Origin of the sequence: Shimia ponticola, assembly GCF_007995215.1 — a bacterium.
Classification (GTDB): domain Bacteria; phylum Pseudomonadota; class Alphaproteobacteria; order Rhodobacterales; family Rhodobacteraceae; genus Shimia_B; species Shimia_B ponticola.
This window is the reverse complement of the sequence record NZ_VCDK01000001.1, coordinates 205,586-220,062: the sequence shown is the minus strand read 5'-3', so window position 1 is coordinate 220,062 and position 14,477 is coordinate 205,586. Positions and strand designations below refer to the sequence as shown.

The 14,477-nt window shown below is 58.6% G+C and carries 18 protein-coding genes; 6 read left to right on the top strand and 12 right to left on the bottom strand.

Annotation, left to right across the window (positions count from 1 at the left end):
• Nucleotides 1-151 precede the first annotated feature (151 nt).
• Genes FE702_RS01100 through FE702_RS01075 form a run of 6 tightly spaced genes read right to left on the bottom strand, consistent with a single transcriptional unit; the run spans nt 152 to nt 4,298 of the window.
• Nucleotides 152-976: an alpha/beta hydrolase fold domain-containing protein gene (locus FE702_RS01100; protein WP_147124371.1), complete on the bottom strand. Its 825-nt coding sequence runs from the start codon at nt 974-976 to the stop codon at nt 152-154.
• Nucleotides 973-1,485 (bottom strand): transcription antitermination factor NusB, encoded by a 513-nt coding sequence (gene nusB, locus FE702_RS01095; protein WP_147124370.1) that lies wholly within the window; start codon nt 1,483-1,485, stop codon nt 973-975. Before nusB ends, FE702_RS01100 begins: the two co-directional genes overlap by 4 nt.
• Nucleotides 1,482-2,003: a 6,7-dimethyl-8-ribityllumazine synthase gene (locus tag FE702_RS01090; RefSeq protein ID WP_147124369.1), complete on the bottom strand. Its 522-nt coding sequence runs from the start codon at nt 2,001-2,003 to the stop codon at nt 1,482-1,484. Before FE702_RS01090 ends, nusB begins: the two co-directional genes overlap by 4 nt.
• The gene (ribB, locus tag FE702_RS01085) at nt 2,003-3,142 is read right to left on the bottom strand and encodes a 3,4-dihydroxy-2-butanone-4-phosphate synthase (RefSeq protein WP_147124368.1); all 1,140 of its coding nucleotides are present in this window, start codon (nt 3,140-3,142) and stop codon (nt 2,003-2,005) included. The genes FE702_RS01090 and ribB overlap by 1 nt, the downstream gene beginning before the upstream one ends.
• Nucleotides 3,139-3,711, bottom strand: coding sequence for a hypothetical protein (locus FE702_RS01080; protein ID WP_147124367.1), 573 nt, complete (start codon nt 3,709-3,711; stop codon nt 3,139-3,141). Before FE702_RS01080 ends, ribB begins: the two co-directional genes overlap by 4 nt.
• Nucleotides 3,711-4,298, bottom strand: coding sequence for a riboflavin synthase (locus FE702_RS01075; RefSeq protein WP_147124366.1), 588 nt, complete (start codon nt 4,296-4,298; stop codon nt 3,711-3,713). The genes FE702_RS01080 and FE702_RS01075 overlap by 1 nt, the downstream gene beginning before the upstream one ends.
• A gap of 221 nt (nt 4,299-4,519) precedes the next feature.
• On the opposite strand from FE702_RS01075, the gene FE702_RS01070 reads away from it, so the two are divergent.
• From FE702_RS01070 to FE702_RS01060, 3 genes are all read left to right on the top strand, one after another.
• Nucleotides 4,520-5,806, top strand: a complete 1,287-nt coding sequence (locus tag FE702_RS01070) for a capsule polysaccharide biogenesis protein (RefSeq protein ID WP_147124365.1) — start codon at nt 4,520-4,522, stop codon at nt 5,804-5,806.
• Between the two features lie 134 nt (nt 5,807-5,940).
• On the top strand, nt 5,941-7,053 hold the full coding sequence (locus tag FE702_RS01065) for a polysaccharide biosynthesis/export family protein (RefSeq protein ID WP_147124414.1): 1,113 nt from the start codon (nt 5,941-5,943) through the stop codon (nt 7,051-7,053).
• 4 nt (nt 7,054-7,057) lie between these two features.
• The gene (locus tag FE702_RS01060) at nt 7,058-9,055 is read left to right on the top strand and encodes a capsule polysaccharide biogenesis protein (protein ID WP_255449539.1); all 1,998 of its coding nucleotides are present in this window, start codon (nt 7,058-7,060) and stop codon (nt 9,053-9,055) included.
• Here FE702_RS01060 and ribD read toward each other — a convergent pair whose 3' ends face one another.
• The 4 genes from ribD to FE702_RS01040 form a co-directional block, all read right to left on the bottom strand.
• Nucleotides 9,056-10,159: a bifunctional diaminohydroxyphosphoribosylaminopyrimidine deaminase/5-amino-6-(5-phosphoribosylamino)uracil reductase RibD gene (ribD, locus tag FE702_RS01055; protein WP_255449538.1), complete on the bottom strand. Its 1,104-nt coding sequence runs from the start codon at nt 10,157-10,159 to the stop codon at nt 9,056-9,058.
• A gap of 35 nt (nt 10,160-10,194) precedes the next feature.
• Nucleotides 10,195-10,671, bottom strand: coding sequence for a transcriptional regulator NrdR (nrdR, locus tag FE702_RS01050; RefSeq protein WP_147124363.1), 477 nt, complete (start codon nt 10,669-10,671; stop codon nt 10,195-10,197).
• Nucleotides 10,672-10,815: 144 nt separating this feature from the next.
• Nucleotides 10,816-11,238: a secondary thiamine-phosphate synthase enzyme YjbQ gene (locus tag FE702_RS01045; protein ID WP_255449537.1), complete on the bottom strand. Its 423-nt coding sequence runs from the start codon at nt 11,236-11,238 to the stop codon at nt 10,816-10,818.
• A 4-nt stretch (nt 11,239-11,242) separates the two neighbouring features.
• Nucleotides 11,243-11,494, bottom strand: coding sequence for a hypothetical protein (locus FE702_RS01040; RefSeq protein ID WP_147124362.1), 252 nt, complete (start codon nt 11,492-11,494; stop codon nt 11,243-11,245).
• Between the two features lie 187 nt (nt 11,495-11,681).
• On the opposite strand from FE702_RS01040, the gene FE702_RS01035 reads away from it, so the two are divergent.
• The 3 genes from FE702_RS01035 (at nt 11,682) to FE702_RS01025 (ending at nt 13,339) form a co-directional block, all read left to right on the top strand.
• Nucleotides 11,682-12,404: a family 16 glycosylhydrolase gene (locus FE702_RS01035; protein WP_147124361.1), complete on the top strand. Its 723-nt coding sequence runs from the start codon at nt 11,682-11,684 to the stop codon at nt 12,402-12,404.
• Between the two features lie 62 nt (nt 12,405-12,466).
• Nucleotides 12,467-13,141: an SDR family oxidoreductase gene (locus FE702_RS01030; protein ID WP_147124360.1), complete on the top strand. Its 675-nt coding sequence runs from the start codon at nt 12,467-12,469 to the stop codon at nt 13,139-13,141.
• Between the two features lie 15 nt (nt 13,142-13,156).
• The gene (locus FE702_RS01025; RefSeq protein ID WP_147124359.1) at nt 13,157-13,339 is read left to right on the top strand and encodes a hypothetical protein; all 183 of its coding nucleotides are present in this window, start codon (nt 13,157-13,159) and stop codon (nt 13,337-13,339) included.
• A gap of 13 nt (nt 13,340-13,352) precedes the next feature.
• Here the strand turns inward: FE702_RS01025 and FE702_RS01020 are convergent, their stop codons facing one another.
• Both FE702_RS01020 and FE702_RS01015 read right to left on the bottom strand, forming a co-directional pair.
• Nucleotides 13,353-13,631 carry an HlyU family transcriptional regulator gene (locus tag FE702_RS01020; RefSeq protein WP_147124358.1) on the bottom strand — a complete coding sequence of 93 codons (279 nt, stop codon included), beginning with the start codon at nt 13,629-13,631 and terminating at the stop codon, nt 13,353-13,355.
• Between the two features lie 13 nt (nt 13,632-13,644).
• Nucleotides 13,645-14,406: a 7-cyano-7-deazaguanine synthase gene (locus tag FE702_RS01015; RefSeq protein ID WP_147124357.1), complete on the bottom strand. Its 762-nt coding sequence runs from the start codon at nt 14,404-14,406 to the stop codon at nt 13,645-13,647.
• Nucleotides 14,407-14,477: the final 71 nt, after the last annotated feature.

Sequence of the window (14,477 nt, the reverse complement as noted above, 5' to 3'; positions counted from 1 at the left end):
GGCGCTGGCTCTGTCTGGATCCTGGTTCAGTTAACTGGTGCCCACCTGTACATACAGGTCCTCGGGAATTTTGCGCGCCGCACGGTTGCGATTTTGCGGGCCCGCCACTTTCGACCCTGCGTTTTGAGCACGTCTTGCGATGCGTATGCTCTCAGACCTGGATTTCCACGCTGTCCATCCAGCGAACAACCTGCTTCAGCAGGCTGAGCACCTCTGCATCGCGGGCCGCATCATGCATGAACGCATGCGGCTGTCCCGGTGCCTCAATCACCCGGTGCGGGCGTTCTGCAATCAGGTTCAGAAGCTGTGTGTTGTCATCAGCCAGCGGATCATCCGTCGCCTTGACGAGGCAGACCGGAGCACCGGTCGGCGAAATCCTATCGCGCACTTCGGCAGGGTCACGCAGACCGATCCGGTTGTAGATATCCTGCATCCCCTGGCAGGTCAGCGTCCCGTCCTGTGGTCCGAGCGCGCGAAGCGACGGACTGTCAACAACCCCATAGGCTCCATAGAGCCCAATCACTCCAAGTGTCGCGCCAGGCACACCAGCATCCGCCCAAAGGGCCATCGCCGCCCCAGCACTGTCTCCGGCGACGAACACGCGGCCTTCATGGGCAAGACAGCCGCGTAACCTTGCAACCGCGTCGTCCGGTTGAGCGGGCCAAAGATGTTCAGGCGCAAGGCGGTAAGACACCGAGATTACCCGCCGCCGTGACGTCTTGGCCAGCATGGCGCAGAGCACCCGATGCGTGTCTGGCGACCCGATCATCCAGCTTCCGCCATGGAAATAAAGGATTGGCGCGCCTGCCTCGGTCTCGGGACGGAAATGCAGGCCTTTCAGACCAACGCGATGCTCGACAGTGACCTCAACATCCGCCGGCATATCGACCAAAAGCTCGGCGCGTAGATTTGCATAGTCCCGCCGCATCTGCTCCGGGTCATCATTGGCCCAGTCGATCGGCGGCAGGATTGTCATGCAAAAGCGTCCGGCTTGGCCTCGCGCGCCATGTGATCAAGTACGGCGTTTACAAAGCGCGCTTCTTTTCCGTCAGGGAAAAACGCGGAAGCCACATCAAGGAATTCGACGATCACGACCTTGGGCGGCGTACGCGTGTCCAAAAACTCTGATCCTGCCGCGCGGAAGAGCGCGCGCAAGGTCGGGTCGATCCGCGCAATCGGCCATTTGGCAACCAGCGCGCGGTCGGTCATCTGGTCAATCTTGGCCTGTTCGTTGACAGCCCCGTCCACGATGGACCGAAACAGGTCAACATCCCCTTCTTCGAACTCGCCCTCCTCATAGGAGGCGCCAAAGCGGTGATCTTCGAACTCCTGCTCGACTTCCTTTGTCGTCTGACCAGACGTTTCCATCTGGAAGAGCGCCTGCACAGCATACAGCCGCGCCGCGCTGCGCATGCGGCGTTTCTGGTTGCCAGAGGCGTTATGCCCGCGTGCCGGTGCAGCAGGCTGCGGAGTGTCGTCGGTCATGCCAGTTTGATCTCATCACTTGCGGGTTTGAACCCAAGCGGCCCCTTTGGAGAGCCCCACTTGCGCGCTAGTGCCAAGAGATGCAAGGCCGCCGCTGCCGCACCCCCAGCCGTATCAAGCCGGTTCACGTCGGCGCGTTCTTCGGCCTGCTCCATATTCTCGACGGTGATGATCCCGTTGCCGATGCAAACACCTTGCAGTCCCAGCATCATCAGTCCGCGCGCGCTTTCGTTCACAACAACATCGTAATGTGACGTGCGGCCGCGGATCACGCAGCCCAGCGCGACAAAGCAGTCATAATTCGACATGCGATTGGCCATGCCAACGGCTGGCGGGATTTCCAGCGATCCAGGCACCTCGATCGTGTCATGGTCCGCCCCAACGCTTTCCAGCACGGCACGGGCCGACGCCAACTGCGCATTGGAAATAGCTGTGTAATATGGCGCGATCACGATGGCCGCTTTGACGGGCTTGTCAAAGGCCGGCAGTGCCATGTCATTGTCTGAATGTCCGGCCATCAGCCAAGCTCCGAAATTTTGCGTGTGCCCACAATCTCAAGCCCGTAGGCATCAAGACCCACCACCTTGGGGGTTGGCGAATTGGTCATCAGGATCAGTTTTGAGAGCCCGAGCGATGACAGGATTTGCGCGCCCAGTCCGTATTGGCGCAGTGTCTGCGGGCTGACTTCTTCGGCGGCGGCAAGCTTCATGTGCAGGTCGCGCAACAAGACGACAACGCCGCGTCCCTCGTCTGCAATCATTTTCATCGCATCCGAAAATTCGCCAGCGCGACCTTTGGGTCCGGTACCGACCAGATCAAGCAGTGGGTCCATGGAGTGCATGCGCACCAGCACGGGCTCGCCATCGTCGATATCGCCCTTGATCAGCGCGATATGTTCCGCTCCTTGCGTCTCATCCGTGTAAATCCGCAGCTTCCAAGATCCGCCGAACTCGGACTGGATGGTTTCCTCAGTCCGCACGCGGACAAGGTTATCGTGACGACGGCGATAGGCGATCAAATCGCTGATCGTCCCGATTTTCAGTCCGTGCATCTGGGCAAAGGCGATGAGGTCCGGCAGGCGCGCCATTTCACCGTCTTCTTTCATGATCTCACAGATCACGCCCGAAGGGTTCAGACCGGCAAGACGGCTGATATCCACCGCCGCCTCTGTATGACCGGCGCGCACAAGAACACCGCCTTCGCGGGCGCGCAGCGGAAACACGTGGCCCGGGGTCGCAATATCCTGCGCTCCTTTCGAAGCATCGACAGCCACCGCCACTGTCTTGGCCCGGTCAGCCGCCGAAATGCCCGTGGTGACACCCTCGCGCGCTTCGATCGACACGGTAAAGGCAGTTTCATGACGCGACGAGTTCTGCGACGCCATCAAAGGCAAGCCCAGCGCATCCAGACGTTCCGAGGTCAGCGACAGACAGATCAACCCGCGCCCATGGGTGGCCATAAAGTTGATCGCGTCCGGCGTCGCCCATTGGGCCGGGATCACAAGGTCACCTTCATTCTCACGGTCTTCGTGATCGACGAGGATGAACATCTTGCCATTGCGGGCATCGTCGATGATTTCTTCGATGCTACTGATAGCATCGGACCAGTCCTGTTCGACTGGGCCGGGTTTTTCAAAAGGCACGGTCTCGGCGGTCATCTCATCTCTCCAAAATACCGGTCGGCTGGCAGATAGCCTGCGGTGCGTCCTGCGTCAGCCCATTCGCGTTCTAACGTGGTGTCGCCAATTACAAGTACGCCGTCACGCGGCAGTTTTTGATCCAAAAGCGCCCCGCGCACCTGATCACGCATCGCCGTCCAAGAGTGCGTGAACTTGGGTGCGCCATAGGCCGCGTCCAACTGCACATTGGCGGCAGCGACCTCGTCGGCCACCAAGGGATGATGCACCATCGCGACTTTGCCCGCATCCTTGATCTGATCCAGCGCCCTGGCGTGGCCCTCATCCAGTCGGACAGTTTTCATCCTGAGTGCATTGGACGAAAACAGGAAACCGATGACATCGCGTCCGGTCGAAGCCCGGACACCTGCATAAGTCTTATAATCCAGGCCAAGCTCGCGCGCCCGCTGGACCCGCATTTTCAGAACAAAGAGCGGCAATGTCGGCACAAGGTCCTTGCGCGCCTTGTTCCAAAGGTAGCGGCGGTACGTAACGCCGCGATCCATGCTTGGGCCGTTATTGTGGCCAAGGCCGGGCAAATCCCCCGACATCAGGACGCCTCGGCAAGCCGCGCAACATAGCGAGCCAGCGTATCTATTTCGAGATTGACCGCGTCACCCACGGCTACGCCACCCCACGTTGTCACCTGTTTGGTGTGCGGGATCATGTTGACGCCAAAGACGTCACCTTCGACCTCGTTCACCGTCAGGGATGTGCCATTCAAGGCGACAGATCCTTTGGGTGCAATAAACTTGGCCAATTCGGAGGGCGCTTTGAATCTGACACGGGTGCTGTCGCCTTCGTCCGTCAGGGCGATGACCTCGGCCACCCCATCCACATGGCCTGACACGATATGGCCGCCAAGCTCGTCTCCCACCTTAAGCGCACGCTCAAGATTGACGCTGTCGCCGATGGTCCAAGTGCCAAGGTTCGTTTTAGACAGGCTCTCGGCCGAAATATCGACATCGAACCAACCGTCACCCTTATCTACGACCGTCAGGCAGCATCCGTCGCAGGCGATAGATGCGCCCATGTCGACTGTCGCCATGTCATAGGCAGTTTCAATGCGCGCACGCAGATCACCCTGCGGCGTCAACGCCTTGATACGCCCCACATCTGTGACAATCCCTGTAAACATGGCGTGTGTCCCCTCGTCAGCAACACATCGGAGGTAACGCCTGCTCGGTTTGAGGACAAGGGACTGCATTCGCGCACCCAAAGGCGGGCCCGCCACCCAAATGGACCACTTTGCCTATTCGAAAGAACATTGGATTCCTTAGGAATTTCGTGACAGCAAGCCTTAATGCTGCCTCAAAAGGGGGCTAGAGAATTTACCTAGGGTACGAATGGGTCGTGGGTATGGCCGAACAAAAGCGCAGTTTCTTGTTTCTTCAGGGTCCACATGGCCCCTTTTTCCACAGGCTGGCACGGATTGTGCGGGCTGCTGGCGCCGACGTGCATCGGGTGGGATTCAACGCCGGTGATCGTGCGTTCTGGTTCGGGGCACCCGGTTATATCCCCTTCAAATCTCCGATCGACGAATGGGCGGATCGTTTTGACACCTTGGTCAAGGCGCACAACATCACCGATATCGTTCTCTATGGTGATACCCGCCCCGTTCATGCCATCGCCATCGAACGTGCCCGCGCCTTGGGGCTGGGCGTGCATGTCTTCGAGGAAGGGTACTTGCGCCCTTATTGGGTGACCTACGAACGTGGCGGCTCAAACGGCAACTCACGCCTGATGGACCTCAAAATTCCCGAAATGCAAAAAGCGCTCGAACAGTCTGATCTGGACGTTCCAGAGGCGCCAACGCATTGGGGCGACATGAACCAGCACATCTTTTACGGGTTCCTCTACCACCTGTTCGTGATGTTCCTGAACTTTGGATACCGCGCCATCGGGTCTCATCGCAGCACGCCTGTAGTGATTGAGTTCCAGCTGTATCTAAAGCGGTTCTTGATGTTGCCATTCGTGCGTATGGATCGCGGCATTTCAACAGCCCGCATCAAAGCAGGGGGTTTCCCCTACCACCTTGTTCTGATGCAACTTGAACATGACAGCAGTTTTCAGATGCATTCGCCCTTCGAGGAGATGTCTGAATTCATCGACCTTGTGATCAAGGGCTTCGCAGAGGGTGCGCCGCGCCATCACCATCTGGTGTTCAAGGCCCATCCGATGGAGTCAGGTCGTCTGCCGATGCGCAAAGTCATGCGCCACATGGCCAAAAAGTACGGCGTCGCTGGACGGGTCCACTATGTGCCAGGCGGAAAGCTTGCCAAGTTGCTGAACCATGCCCGGACGGGCGTGACGGTCAATTCGACAGCGGCACAACAGGTCCTGCGCCGAGGCATCCCGCTGAAAGTGTTCGGGACTGCGGTCTACAACAAACCAGAGTTCGTTTCAGACAAACCTCTTGCAGATTTCTTTGCGCAACCCGGACGCCCGGACAACCGCGCCTACAAGGACTACCGCCGCTTCCTGCTGGAAACATCCCAGATGCCCGGTGGCTTTTATTCGATCCGGGGCCGCAGGCAGCTGCTTCGCCAAGTGGTCGACATGATGCTGGCCGAGGAAGATCCCTACGAGGCCCTGCAAACCGGCAGTGCCGCGCCAAGGCAACAGTTGCGTGTCGTGAGCGATTGAGCACAAGCCCTAGCGGTTCCAATTCCCTTGGGATTCTGCTACTTTAAAAGAAAAACTTGAGGCAGTTTCAGGTACAAGGGGTCTGGGCAGTGAACTCCCACTCAACATCCGGCACGCGCCGGTGGGTTCAACTGATGGTTGGACTTTGCAGTTTTCTGGTCGTGGCATCCTGCGGTTTGCCGCGCCCTGGGCCGTCTAAGGCCGAGATTTTCGAAGGCTCTGTGCAGCGCAGCGGTGATGCCTTTATCGTCGTCGTCAGCGACCGGGTCACGCGCGCCACTGCCGTGACCCCAGCATTTGGATTCAGCGAAGGGTTCCAAAACGCCGCCATCGTTGGATCTGATACGATCCGCCCCGGCGACACGTTGGGGCTGACGATCTGGGAAAACGTGCAGGACGGTCTACTGGCATCTGAAGGTCAGAACGCCACTGTTCTGGAAGAAGTGCAGGTTGACGGCGCAGGTTTCATCTTTGTCCCCTACGCAGGTCGCATACGCGCAGCGGGCAATACGCCAGAGGCCATTCGCCGCCTGATCACCTCGCGTCTGGACGAACAAACGCCTGACCCACAGGTCCAGGTCCGCCGCCTCGCAGGCGACGGCGCGACTGTTTCGGTCGTGGGTTCTGTGGGCGGCCAAGGCGTTTATGCCATCGAACGCCCAACGCGCACGCTGTCATCCATGCTTGCACGCGCAGGCGGGATTACGATCCCTGCCGAGATCGCGCAGATTACCGTTATCCGCGGAAAACACAGCGGCAAGATCTGGTTTCAGGATCTGTTCGACAACCCGCATTTCGACATTGCCCTGCGCGGTGGCGACCGCATTCTGGTCGAAGAAGACACCCGCTCCTTCACCGCGCTTGGTGCGACCGGTGCTCAAAACCGTGTTCCGTTTGAAAGCCAGACAATCTCGGCGATTGAGGCGATTGCATCCGTTGGCGGCCTGAATTCAAACACCGCAGACCCAACGGGCGTCTTTGTGTTCCGCAACGAACCAGCAGCGGTCGCAGCCAATGTGGTGGGTCGCAACGATCTGATTGGCGACCAGCGGGTTGCCTATGTCCTCGACCTGACCCAGCCAAATGGGATGTTCCAAGCTCGCGATTTTGCCATCCGAGACGGCGACACGGTTTATGTCACCGAGGCACCATTCGTGACATGGAACAAAACGATCTCAGCACTGACCGGCTCGCTTAGCTCCGTCAACGCGCTCAATACGTTGGCCAGCGGCGGCGGAGCCAACTAAGCCCGTGGAACGGCAGTCGCTGTTTGTCTTTAATGGCGGCTTCCTGACCCAGCGCCGGGTGCGCCGTATCCTTGATCTGGCCGGATTTGATATCCGGCTAGGCAAACCTTCGGAAAATCAGGCGATTGGCATTTGGGGCAACTCGCCCACGGCCCATCGCGGCACGCGTGTTGCAGAAACCACTGGGAGCCCCGTGATCCGGGTCGAAGATGCCCTTCTGCGTTCGGTCCATCCCGGGCGCAATGGCGACCCGGCCTGCGGTCTGTTGATCGACCGTAAAGGCGTGCATTTCGATCCGTCAAAACCATCGCACATAGAAACGCTTCTGGCGACGCATCCACTTGACGACAGCGCTCTGTTGCGACGGGCGCGGCACGGTATTGAGGCGATGACATATTGGCACCTGTCGAAATACAACGCCTTTGCGCCGCATCTTGAACCGCCTGCCCCGGGCTATGTGGTTGTGGTGGATCAAACACATGGCGATGCATCGGTAACAGCGTCTGGCGCCGATCGCGGGACGTTTCAGGAAATGCTGGTTCATGCCCAAACTGAGCACCCTGATGCCCGCATCCTGATCAAGACACATCCCGAGACCTCTGCCGGTCATCGTAGCGGGTATTACACGGATGCTGACACGTCCGAACGTGTGCAGCTTTTCTCTGATCCGATTAGCCCATGGCGGCTCTTGGAAGGTGCAAGAGGAGTCTACACGGTAAGCTCAGGCTTGGGTTTTGAAGCGATTTTTGCGGGGCATAAACCGCGCGTGTTCGGGCAACCCTTCTACGCCGGTTGGGGCCTCACGGATGACGAAAATCCACATCCGCGCCGCGCGCGGACTCTGACACGCGCGCAACTCTTTGCTGCGGCGATGATCCTTTACCCTACATGGTACGATCCCTACCGCGACCGCCTTTGCGAATTGGAAGATGTCATCGCGAACCTAGCCGCGCAGGCGCGCGCTTGGCGTGAGGATTGCGATGGATGGGTCGCGACAGGCATGCGTCTCTGGAAAAGACGGCCGCTGACGCAATTCTTTGGCTCAGTAAAGGCCCCAGTCTTTGTCGATGATCCGGCCAAGGCGGGTGATCGTGCCACCGCCCTCGACCGCCCCACCATGGTCTGGGCGGGCAAAGCATCACCCGATACGGATGCGGCACGCATTGAGGATGGGTTTCTCCGGTCCAAGGGCTTGGGCGCTGACCTTACGCCACCCTTGTCCTTGGTCATCGATGATCTTGGCATCTACTACGACCCGACCCGCGAAAGCAGGTTGGAACACCTCATCGCCGATGCAGCGACCTTACCCGACGCCGCGCTTGAACGAGCCGCTGCCTTGAAGGAACGGCTGATCAAGGGGGGCCTTTCCAAATACAACCTCGGCGGCGCGCAGCGCGACATGCCGGAAGGGCATAGAATCCTTGTTCCCGGCCAAGTCGAAGACGACGCCTCAATCCGTTTGGGAACCGCGGATATCAGCACCAATCTAGCGCTATTGAAGACAACGCGGCAGCACAATCCGGACGCGTTGATCATCTATAAACCACATCCGGATGTCGAAGCAGGGCTGCGCCCCGGACAGGTGTCGCCCGAAGACGCCCATGGATTTGCAGATGTCATCGCGGACCATGCCGACCCCATTGCGCTCTTGTCAGAGGTTCAAGAGGTCTGGACGATGACGTCGCTTCTCGGGTTCGAAGCGCTCTTGCGCGGCATCCCAACAACGTGCCTCGGAACCCCGTTCTACTGTGGTTGGGGCCTGACGCGAGACCTTGGCCGCGTTCCGGCACGCCGTCGGGCGCGCCCCACATTGGATGGTCTCATCCATGCCGCCTTGATCGACTATCCCAGATATTATGACCCGCTCACCAAACAGGCCGCCCCTGTCGAAGTGGTCGTTGACCGTCTTTTGTCCGGACACATCCCAAGGTCAGGGCTTGCCCTGCGCCTATTAGCCAAGGCTCAAGGCGTGTTGGCCTCTCAGGCACATCTGTGGCGCTGATCACTTTTTGATGCGCTGCCAGACGTGCTCTACATCCGGCCCGATCTGCCGCACGTCCTCCAAGGCAAAGCGCGGGGCCTCGGCCAAAACATCAATCCACATGGCTCCAAGTGACGGTTGGCCTTCTGCGCCGAGCACCACGCCCGCCGTGTACCCAATCATCCGATCGACGCAATCTGCTGCCAGCAATGACGCGGCCAGCGCGCCGCCCCCTTCGCAATAGATCGAGGTCAGGCCACGTTGCCCCAGTTGGCTCAGCAAATCGGGCACCGACAACTGTCGCCCCGTCACCTGAACTGGGATCATTTGCGCGCCGAGGCCCTCCCAAGTTGCAACAAGATCAGGATCGGCGTCTGTCCCATGGCAAACCCAAACCGGTACATCCTGCGCGGTGCGGGCGAGTTGCCCTGTCAGCGGAATGTCCACGCGCCGCGATGCCACGATGCGGACCGGCTGATGGTCAATGCCAAGCCCCCGCACAGTCAGCCCCGGATCATCCGCACGCGCCGTTCCTCCGCCCACCAGCACCGCATCATGGCGCGCCCGTTCAGCATGAACCGCGCGCCGTGCCTTTGGACCGGTGATCCACTGACTGTCGCCCGTCGCAGTGGCAATGCGCCCGTCAAACGAGTTGGCCAGTTTTAAGGTCACGGTAGGCCGTCCACGTGTGACGCGACTGAAAAAACCAGCATGGGCTTGATCCGCCTCCTGGTGGCAAACGCCGGCCACAACCGAAATCCCGGCATCTTGCAGGATCTGGATACCCTTGCCGGATACGCGTTCATCCGGGTCACCCGTGGCCACAACCACCCGTGCGATGCCAGCCGCAACAAGGGCCTCGGCACAAGGCGGCGTTTTTCCATGGTGCGCACAGGGTTCAAGTGTGACGTAGGCGGTCGCGCCACGCGCAGCTTCACCGGCTTGGGTCAATGCGACGACCTCGGCATGCGGGCGTCCGCCTGTTTGGGTCCAGCCTCTTCCGACAATGCGTCCGTCACGCACAATCACGCAGCCCACCGCAGGGTTGGGCCAAGTGGTCCCAGAGCCGCGCTGCCCAAGGGACAGCGCCAGGCGCATGTATCGGATATCAGCCGCATCGGTCATGTCAGGTCACCAATCGGCCAACACGGCATCGCGCGTTATTCTTCGTCCTTGGCAGGATCGGCATCCGGACGCAGCGCTTCGACGAATTCTTCAAAGTCATCGGCCGCTTGGAAGTTTTTGTAAACACTCGCAAACCGAACGTAGGCCACGGTGTCGATGCGGGCCAAAGCCTCCATCACGATCTCACCGATTGTCTTCGACGGAATGTCGGTTTCACCCATGCTTTCCAGACGCCGGACAAGACCGCTGATCATCTGATCAATGCGCTCAGGCTCAAGCGGGCGCTTTTGAAGCGCGATGCGGATCGAACGCTCAAGCTTGTCCCGGTCGAAATCCTCGCGCCGACCGTTCGACTTGATCACCGTCAGGTCGCGCAACTGAACCCGTTCATACGTCGTGAAACGACCCCCACACGCAGGGCAAAAACGTCTGCGCCGGATGGCTGCATGATCTTCTGCCGGACGGCTGTCTTTAACCTGTGTGTCCACATTTCCGCAAAATGGGCAGCGCATGGCGGCCTCCTTTGTCTCTGCCTCTCGGACGTCTCTGGGGGTTCGCCCCCTTTTTATCCACAGGCACTATAGGACCACCCCCACGATTTGGGTAGAGGGCAATTGCACCTACGTCATCTTGCGGTTTGTTGGGAAACTGGGGACCTATCGGTCGGCCAAAAACTGCAGCAGAACACGCCGCCTGTGCGGCGCTGTACGATGTTCGAGCAGATAAATCCCCTGCCATGTGCCCAAGGCAAGGCGACCACCGAGAACAGGAATGGAGAGGGACACAGGCAAATGCGCCGCCTTGATATGCGCGGGCATGTCGTCTGGGCCTTCGGCACGGTGGCGCAAATAACTCATGCTGGGATGATCGGCATCAGGAACGAAACGCGCCAACCAAGCAAGCAAATCGCGCTGCACGTCAGGGTCCGCGTTTTCTTGGATCAACAACGAGCAGGACGTGTGGCGTACGAAACACGTCAGCAGGCCATCGCCCATCCCAGACACAAAACCGGCCGCCTGATCGGTAAATTCGAGCAGCGACCGGCCATTGGTGTCGATTAACAACTCCTGTGCAGGCACAGGGTCAGTTTTGGAAGCAGTAGGTCAGATGCGCGGTCTCGGTCGTGGCCCCTGCCAAGACCAGCACAGCCGGCAAAGGATCGACGGACATCGCACAGGCGGTGGCTTGGTCTGCAGGCACCAACGGCAGGTTTGGCGCGGAGACGACTTGCGTGAACCCTGCTCGCGCCTCGGCCTCGATCACATCAATCGGGGCCTGCGTTGCGGATGCGCTCAGCGGCAGAACAATTGCGGTCAGAATTGCGAGCAGTCTCATGTCGGTCTCCATTTCTCACAGGATAAATGGGGCCGCGCGATCTTTGTTCCAATCTTCACCAGCGCACGTTTCAGTGTGCGATCTGTGCACAGATGTGATGGCTTTTAACCAAGTTTTCCAAAAGTTCTTATAAATTTGGAGATTTCCTTCTTTTCTTGCCCTGACACAGCATTTGGTGGGGGCCAGGATGCAAAAAGTTGGCATGGCAGCCTGTGCAACGCTTTGCACTCTGATCGGATTTCATGTGATGGGCGGCGGTTTCGAAGACGAATTCAACCAAATTGACCCGCAAAACTGGCACATCGCGCATTACGACTTTGCCCATCCAATGTTCGATACGGATTGGCGATCTGGTAATGTTGGACTGGCAAACGGTCTCAAGCTGTCGCTCCATCCGCATCACGGCGCCAATTGCTTTGCCGGTGCGTCTGTGCGACGCGCGGAGCCGTCTCATTTCGGCTGGTACGAAGCCACGCTGACAGCTGCGCGCGGCAGCGGCGTGATCACAGGCTTCTTTTTGTACACAGGCCCACACTATGGCACCCAACATGACGAAATCGATTGGGAGTTCTTTGGCCATGACACAACAACCGCACAGGTCGCTTGGTTCAAGGACGGCGTGTTGAGGAACAAGAAAATCCAGCTCGGCTTTGACGCCGCTGAGGGACCGAACACCTACGCGATCCATTGGCAGGCGGAATTCATTGAGTGGTATATCAACGGTCGCCTCGCTTATCGCACCACCGAAGATATTCCGCAGACGCCGCAAATGGTGTTTGCAAACGTTTGGGCCGTTGCACCGGAGTTAGAGCCTTGGGCTGGGCTTGCTGATCCGCACAAATCCACCTTCGCCATCGTGCAAAGACTCTCGGCACAAACCGGCAGCGCGCCTACCGGTCCCGATAGTTAGATGCTCTATGCAACCGTTTCGTCCGCGAAGCGTTAGCCCTCCGACACCAAGGAGGCGCACACATGAGCAACAAAACCCTATTCATCACAGGAGCATCCAGCGGCATCGGCGCAGCGACAGCACGCGCTGCCGTTGGCGCGGGCTGGAACGTCGGGCTTATGGCCCGCTCCGAGGACAAATTGGCCACATTGAAGGACGAACTGGGCGAGGCCGCGATGGCGCTTCCTGGCGATGCAATGGAGTTCTCAGTTCAGGAACAGGCGCTGTCGGCTCTCTCCGAGCGGTTTGGCTCGGTAGATGCGGCCTTCGCAAACGCGGGCACGGGACTGTCGGCTGCGGGCACGGACAAGGGCGACCCCGCAGAGTGGGAGCAGATGATCCGCATCAATGTGATGGGCGTTCTTTGGACAGCCAAGGCCGCAATGCCCTACCTCAAAAAGGCAAAAGGGCATCTTTTGATGACCGGATCCGCGGCGGGGCGCAGGCACATTCCGGGGTCTGTATACGGTGCATCGAAATGGTTTGTGCATGGATATGGCGGCAACCTCGCTGACGAAATGCGCGAATGGGGCGGCCGCTGCACCGTCATCGCACCGGGCATGGTCGATACGCCGTTCTTCGACAGTGAAAAGCCCGACAAACTCAAACCAGAAGACATTGCTGATGCCGTCATCTTCGCGCTTTCCGCTGACCCGCGCGCATCCGTGAACGAAGTCTTCATTATGCCCACAAACTGATACCGGAGAACCCCCATGACACATGCATCAAACTCGGGCAGCTCATCGCTGAGCGGTACGACATCCGACCCAAATCAAGCCAACCGGACGGGTTTGCCGGCGAAATCGGCACGAAACCCAGAAGCCGAAGAGAAGGCCAAGTCAAATGACGGCCAACCGGGCACGACCGACGATCCCAATCAGGCCAATCGCACCTAGGCGTAGGTGGTCGTCAAAAGATCTGATCGCCTTGCTGATCAATGATCTGCTTGGCTTTCAAAACCGATGCCGTCTCAGCGTCTTCGAGCGTTGAGATGACATCGGCTCTGATCAATTGATGTGTTTTGACGGTGCCGTTGATCGTCTTTTCGATCCGGGCGGCGACGCGGTAACCGTTTCCTTCGGAAATGGGTGCCGCGATGATACGGAAACCTTCGTACTCGACGATGTCTTCCTTGGGCTGCGTCTCGGCTGAACCCTTTCCAAGCATCTTTGACAGCTTGCTGAACATGATTTCGTCTCCCCTAATGCGCGCGGCGCTGAAGAAAATCCTTCGCCGCCAGCTTTACCCTCATCTTTAACGGAAAACGAAAGCCCATTCCTTGCTGCCAAGCAATGCGGCAGGGGTTGCATTTGCCGCAAGGTGCCGACGATTTGCGAGGTCGGTGACAAAAGTGGGTCTTTTTCATCAAGCGAAGCCACCCCTCATCCGACGCTATCCGTTGCATGTCACGCTTGGTCAGGTGGATAACCGGGAAGTAGACAGGTCGATAAACGCTGAACTCGGGACGTGATATCTGCGGCTTAAGGCGCCCACCATATCCTTCCTGCGTCAGATCCTTTCGCAACAAATATGCCGTCGAAGTGACATCGGCCGACCGACCTTCGATTGAAAGCTCGAGTGTACGGTCCTTCATGTGATGGGCCAGCGGCATCAGCCAGTCATATTGAGATCCGAGTGGCGTCGTTTCGCGAATTTGCTCCAATTTGAGGGCAACTGAGGGATCCGGACTGATGTCTGCAAGCGCAAAAAAGATCATGCCGCGGAGTCGGTCACGTGTGCCGGCTCCCAAAACCTTGTCTAAATTTCTGGTGATCGCGTCGATTGCTGCCAATTCGTAAGGACGGCTCTGTCGGTGCGGGTCCGTCACGTAATAGGGCTGCACCACATCACCGCGAACAAGTGCGTCAACTACCGCAAAGGTCGAATCCCAACCCCCAGTCCACAGAATATGGCGAACCTTGTTGTTTCGGTTCTCGGAAAGGATTTGGTTGGAATTCTTCATCGTGTTTGGCGGTCTGATTTAATGCACCAGCCCTATTGCGTTCATCAAGCAATGCAAACACCCGCCCCCTT